This is a genomic window from Candidatus Accumulibacter vicinus (assembly GCF_000584955.1).
GTDB lineage: Bacteria > Pseudomonadota > Gammaproteobacteria > Burkholderiales > Rhodocyclaceae > Accumulibacter > Accumulibacter vicinus.
Window position 1 is genome coordinate 178,237 of record NZ_JDSS02000019.1, and the last position, 4,910, is coordinate 183,146.

Annotated in this window: 6 protein-coding genes and 1 pseudogene; 2 read left to right on the top strand and 5 right to left on the bottom strand. The window is 60.9% G+C overall.

All coding sequences use genetic code 11. The features are described from left to right. Positions 1-136: 136 nt before the first annotated feature. From CAPSK01_RS22160 to CAPSK01_RS07250, 4 genes and pseudogenes are all read right to left on the bottom strand, one after another. Positions 137-413: pseudogene (locus CAPSK01_RS22160) on the bottom strand (transposase); the annotation flags it as partial. A 45-nt stretch (positions 414-458) separates the two neighbouring features. Further along, positions 459-800: a transposase zinc-binding domain-containing protein gene (locus CAPSK01_RS07240; RefSeq protein WP_273703239.1), complete on the bottom strand. Its 342-nt coding sequence runs from the start codon at positions 798-800 to the stop codon at positions 459-461. A 79-nt stretch (positions 801-879) separates the two neighbouring features. Continuing rightward, positions 880-1,170, bottom strand: a complete 291-nt coding sequence (locus tag CAPSK01_RS07245; RefSeq protein WP_273703240.1) for a tyrosine-type recombinase/integrase — start codon at positions 1,168-1,170, stop codon at positions 880-882. Positions 1,171-1,214: 44 nt separating this feature from the next. Then, complete coding sequence (locus tag CAPSK01_RS07250; protein WP_034924491.1) at positions 1,215-1,619, bottom strand: hypothetical protein; 405 nt, start codon at positions 1,617-1,619, stop codon at positions 1,215-1,217. Positions 1,620-2,172: 553 nt separating this feature from the next. Here CAPSK01_RS07250 and CAPSK01_RS07255 point away from each other — a divergent pair. Continuing rightward, a complete protein-coding gene (locus CAPSK01_RS07255) occupies positions 2,173-2,757 on the top strand; it encodes a DUF1877 family protein (protein ID WP_034924493.1) in 585 nt (194 codons plus the stop codon). Positions 2,758-3,069: 312 nt separating this feature from the next. Further along, on the top strand, positions 3,070-4,683 hold the full coding sequence (locus CAPSK01_RS07260) for a methyl-accepting chemotaxis protein (protein ID WP_273703241.1): 1,614 nt from the start codon (positions 3,070-3,072) through the stop codon (positions 4,681-4,683). A 7-nt stretch (positions 4,684-4,690) separates the two neighbouring features. Here CAPSK01_RS07260 and CAPSK01_RS07265 read toward each other — a convergent pair. Beyond that, a partial coding sequence (locus CAPSK01_RS07265) for a hypothetical protein (RefSeq protein WP_034924496.1) occupies positions 4,691-4,910 on the bottom strand: 220 nt, incomplete at its 5' end.

Below are 4,910 nucleotides of genomic sequence, written 5' to 3' on the forward strand. Positions count from 1 at the left end.
TACAAACGATCCATGCTCGACCCCTCTGGCCGTGGATGATAGCCAGAGTCTCGCACACAAACCATGATTTTGTGAACACAGCCTAGCCAAAAATGCCAGCTCTTGAACCTCGGCCATCTAACGAATAAGGATAACGTTAGTTCGGGATAAGTTTGGTGGACTGAGAGAGCCGACGGACATCCTGTAGCGACAATTTGGGCTTGTTGGGCATCAGGCAATGGGCGATGAGGCCGGCCAGCAAATTGACGGCGAAATGGGATGTGCGAGCGATGGCGGGGGTGCTCGATCTGACAGAGGTTTTTCAGTTCGTCGATGACGGTTTCGACGAGGAATCGTTGCCGTAGCATCGCTTGGTCGAAGGGATCGAGAGCGACGGGCTTCCTGTTTTTCCTGACCTGGGTCACGAAGTCGATGCCGAGATCCTTCACAATTTTTGGCTTCTTTATCCCGAACTGACGTTAGACCACGCCCTGATTTGCCCAGGTCAGCGCTCTGAATTCGGCGGGCAGGGTGAAGGTCCGTAGAAAGTACTCGGCGGGCAACGGCTTCTTCAACTGACGCTCCCGCCATTGCGGACTCTCATGATGTGGGCAGTGCGGGCAGGGGCGATGGCCGCAGGAATGCGGCACCCGCTTCTGATGTTCACCTGCCGTGCATTGAACCTGCATTTGGACGCTGCTTTGCGTGCGGCAATTTCTCATCGCCGCCAGCGCCTGACCGTGAGCCGGCGTCAGACGGTCCCCGTATTGCGCCAGAAAATCCGCCTCGAAGGTCTGAATGATCGCAGCCAGGCGGATCACTTGATCCGCCCCCAGGTCAGGGAGAAGCCCTCCATCAGACCGTTGATCCGCTCCAGCGCGGGATGCTGGGTCTGCTCCGTCAGGGGGTATAGCGGGCGGTGGTGAGAATCGAGTGATGGCCGAGGAACTTCTGCACCTCGATCAGAGGGGTCGCGTCGCTATGGCGCAAGCTGTGCGGCGTGATCTTTTTTAGGCCGCAGGCCTCGACCACCTTGTGCAAGGTGGTCTGCACACCGCCCGCCTCCATCGGCGTCGTCGCGGTGGCCGCCCCTTTCAGGCCGCCGGGGCGATGGGGAAAGAGCAAGACCGGGTGACGAGGCACCCGCCAGAAGCGGCGCAGGTGTTGATGGGTCGCTTGCGGCAACGGCACCCGCCGATCCTTGTTGCCCTGGGCGTCACGGAGGTGTACCCTTGCTACGAAACCAGTAACGTGACCTGTGCACGATGTGAAGCCTGTCGGGCAGAGTCCCAGTCACCCGTGCAATACACGGCCAATCGGGAGATCTTCCCTTCCCGAATTTCAGCGAAGAACGCTTCGCGGCAGTACCAATCACCTTTAGAGTCTGTCCAACGCTCCTCGGCTTCCATGGCGAACCCGTTGGGCGTCGGTAGAACGCTCCAGCGCGGCACGGTGCCCGATGTCGGATGACCCCTCATCCGAATGTCATGCACGTCCCTGAGTCCTTGTGCTTGAATGCGCCACGTCGGAAGCGTGAAGTCCAAGAAGATGTCAGGGGCAAACACACTCTGCGGTTCATCCCCGGTCTCTAGGTACCTGATGAAGCGCTTGCTAAGTTCGTCGACAATTGCAGTGTCCATAATGGTCTCCTAGCCCCACCATCGGGCTTATTCTCTTTCCGGTACGCAGGAACTGTGCATTCAGATTCAACTACACCGAGAATGCGATGCCTAACGAATAAGGATCGATCGTGCGAAGCCACGATCTGATCCGTTTGTTGGACGAGCCCGGGCCGGAGCGCGGGGCTCCCCCCCTGCAAATATCTTTTCTGGATTGGCCTCATAGGCATGAACGCCGCTGGCGCGGGAGCGGAAAGTCTCGGCCTGTCAGGGCATGCGCGGCGCCGATCTTCCGAAAGCGGCCGTTTTCGCGTCCCGGCCACCGCTTTCCGGGCGGCCGCACCACTCAGCTTGGGGAAACTGCAGTCCCGAGTGCGGCCGGGCAGCGCTGAGGTCTCGGCTCACATTTGCGGTAACCTCGCTTTCTTCATCAATATCCCTCGGGTGAGGGGCGAGGTCACATCTTGACTTCAACACGACTGCAGCGCCTCAGGTTCCTCCGCGTAGCGGCTTCGTCCAACAGCATGCAGCGGACGGCGCTGCATGCTGAGCGTTAGGCCTCGCGTTCAACGTCATGGGTGTCTGTCTACTCGCCTACTCGATCAGTACCGAGAACCTCGGCCGTGTCCGGGCCGATCCACCACTTGTTTGGCGCGTGCTTGATGGAGATGACGACACCAACTACCTGAAGCAACTCGCCTCGGACAGCAAGCATTCGCTCATTCAGCGCCTCTTTGGCAAGAGGCAGACGTTACCAACTCCACAGTCCATCAGGTTCTCTGAAGGAGAGCGTAGAGCGCTCGACGTGGACAAGTCGTGGGACGGTCTGCGAGCGTGCATCCGGTACTGCGCGCCACAGGCGCCAGACATGTTCGCGGGCGATGGCAAGATCGGGGACTTCGAAGTCGGGTATGGGCACGCACTCTACGTTCGGAGCGAGACGATGTCCGCACTCGATGCTGCGCTGAAGGACATCACTGAGGTTCAGTTGCTCCAGACCCTGCAATCGGTTAACTTCAAGGGTGTCTACCCGGAAGACCTCTGGAGCAGGAACTCTGGCGACGCCACTGCATATCTGCTGGAGAACTACCGCGACCTGCAAGCCTTCGTCCGGCACTGCGCTGCGCATCAACACGGAGCCATTCTGCAGTTCACGTAGCGAGGCGGGATTCGGCTAACTTTTCATGAGCTTCCTGGGAGCCAATCGGAGATTGACGCCCCTTGATCAAGGCTCATATACTCTCGATGGTGCCGTTGGATTTCCTATCCTTCGGAGGGAACTTGTGCTACCGCTCCTTCGGTCAATTCGATCGGCGCCGGTTCCTGCGCTACCGTGCGTGTTCCCTGACCTCGGCGTACCGGTACGTCTATCGGGTCTTGTGCTGATCGGGGTGGGCAGCGACTTTTCAACGCCGAAGCCGTCTGGCGGCAGCCAGACATCCTGTCGTACTTCTTCCGAAAGGCCGTTTGAATGAAAATCAAGACGCTGCTATGGAGTGGTTTCGCCGTTGTTTGCACCGTGATGGTAGTCCTTGTCGTCGTCAGTGAGGTGCAGCTCTCCCTGATCGACGAAAGTGTCGCCAACCTTGTCAGAGCAAGCCGTAACGAATCCCTGGCGCGAGAGATTGCGGAGCGGGTGAACAGCATGCGCCGCTATCAACTCAGCGCGCTGGTGGTGGCCGCCGACGAGCGCGACAAGGAACTCGAACGCGTTGCCCAGGCGGGCAAGGAGAGTAGCCAGCTGGCCGAGGAGCTGGAAAAGACGCAGCGCGGCCCGGACACGCGGCAACTGGCCGGCAGCATGAGAACGCTCAATGAGCGCTATTTACGCAGCAACGAGCAGGTCGTCGCCTTGGCCCGGGAAGGCAGGATCGATGCGATGCGCGAGTTGATTCAGGGCGACGCACGCGCCGTGCAGCGTGAACTGGCTACGGAAAGCCAGAAATTCATCACCCTTCAGCAGGAGCGCAAAGCTAACGCGGAGAAGGCGGTAGAGGCTGCACACATGCTTGCCGAAACGTTGATGTGGGGCTTGCTGGCCCTGGCCGTGGCGCTGGCCGTCGGCATCGCGGCCTTTGTCACGCGTCGAATCACCCGTCAGCTCGGCGGCGAGCCGGAGTACGCGCTGCAACTCGTGCAGCGGATTGCCGGCGGCGATCTGAGCCAGGACCTGACATTGCGCGCCGGTGACACGGACAGTCTGATGGCGCATCAGCAGGAGATGCAATCACGGCTGCGTTCGATGCTAAAAAGCATTGTGTCGACGGTCGCCGACACGGAGAGGGCAGCGCAAACGCTCTCCAGTTCGTCGCAGCAGGTCGCCGGCGCTTCGCGGGCGACCAGCGACTCGACAACGTCGATGGCAGCGGTGGTCGAGGAAATGTCGGTCAGCATCAGCCAGGTTGCCGCCAACGCCCGCGAAGCCCTGAAGACGGCGACGCAGGCCTCGGAACTGTCCGCCAGCGGCGGCGGTATCATCGAGCAGGCGACGATGGAGATCAACCGCATCGCAGACAGCGTCCGCCACACGTCGAGCGCGATGAGTGTGCTCGATGAAAGCTCGTCACGGATCTCGACGGTGGTGCAGGTGATCAAGGAGGTTGCCGATCAAACCAATCTGCTGGCTCTCAATGCCGCGATCGAGGCGGCTCGGGCCGGCGAGTCGGGGCGCGGTTTCGCCGTGGTCGCCGACGAGGTGCGCAAGCTCGCCGAACGTACCGGCAAGGCGACCAGCGAGATCAACGCCATGGTCATGCAGATTCAGGAGGAAACCCGCAACTCCCTGCACTCCATGGAGACCGCCGTGCAGCAGGTCGACCGTGGCGTGGATCTGGCCAACTCCGCAGGCGAGGCAATTCGCAGCATCCGCGGCAGCGTCGAGCAGGTAGTCGCGGTGGTCAACGACATCGGTGGTGCGATCGAGGAGCAATCGATCGCCAGCCAGCAGATCGCGCAGCGTGTCGAACAGGTTGCGCAGGCCTCCGAGCAGAACAACTCGGCAGCTGAGCAGACTGCCGAAGCAGCGCGCACGCTCAGCGGCCTGGCAGGAGGCCTGCGCAACACGATGGCCAATTTCCGGACCTGACAAAAGCTCAGTCCTCCTGCAACAGGTCCCACAACTCCTCGAACTGGAACTCGTCGCTCATTCGTCCGATACGTCCGGCAAGTTCCGGTTGATCGCCTTCGACCCGTGCCAGGACTGCCCGAACCTTGTCCGGGTTCAGTTCCGCCACCGCTTCACGCAGGGCCAGTTTGACCTCGCGCGGCAGATCGGCGATGCCGACGGCGGCTTCCGCCGCCGCGCTGGCCGCA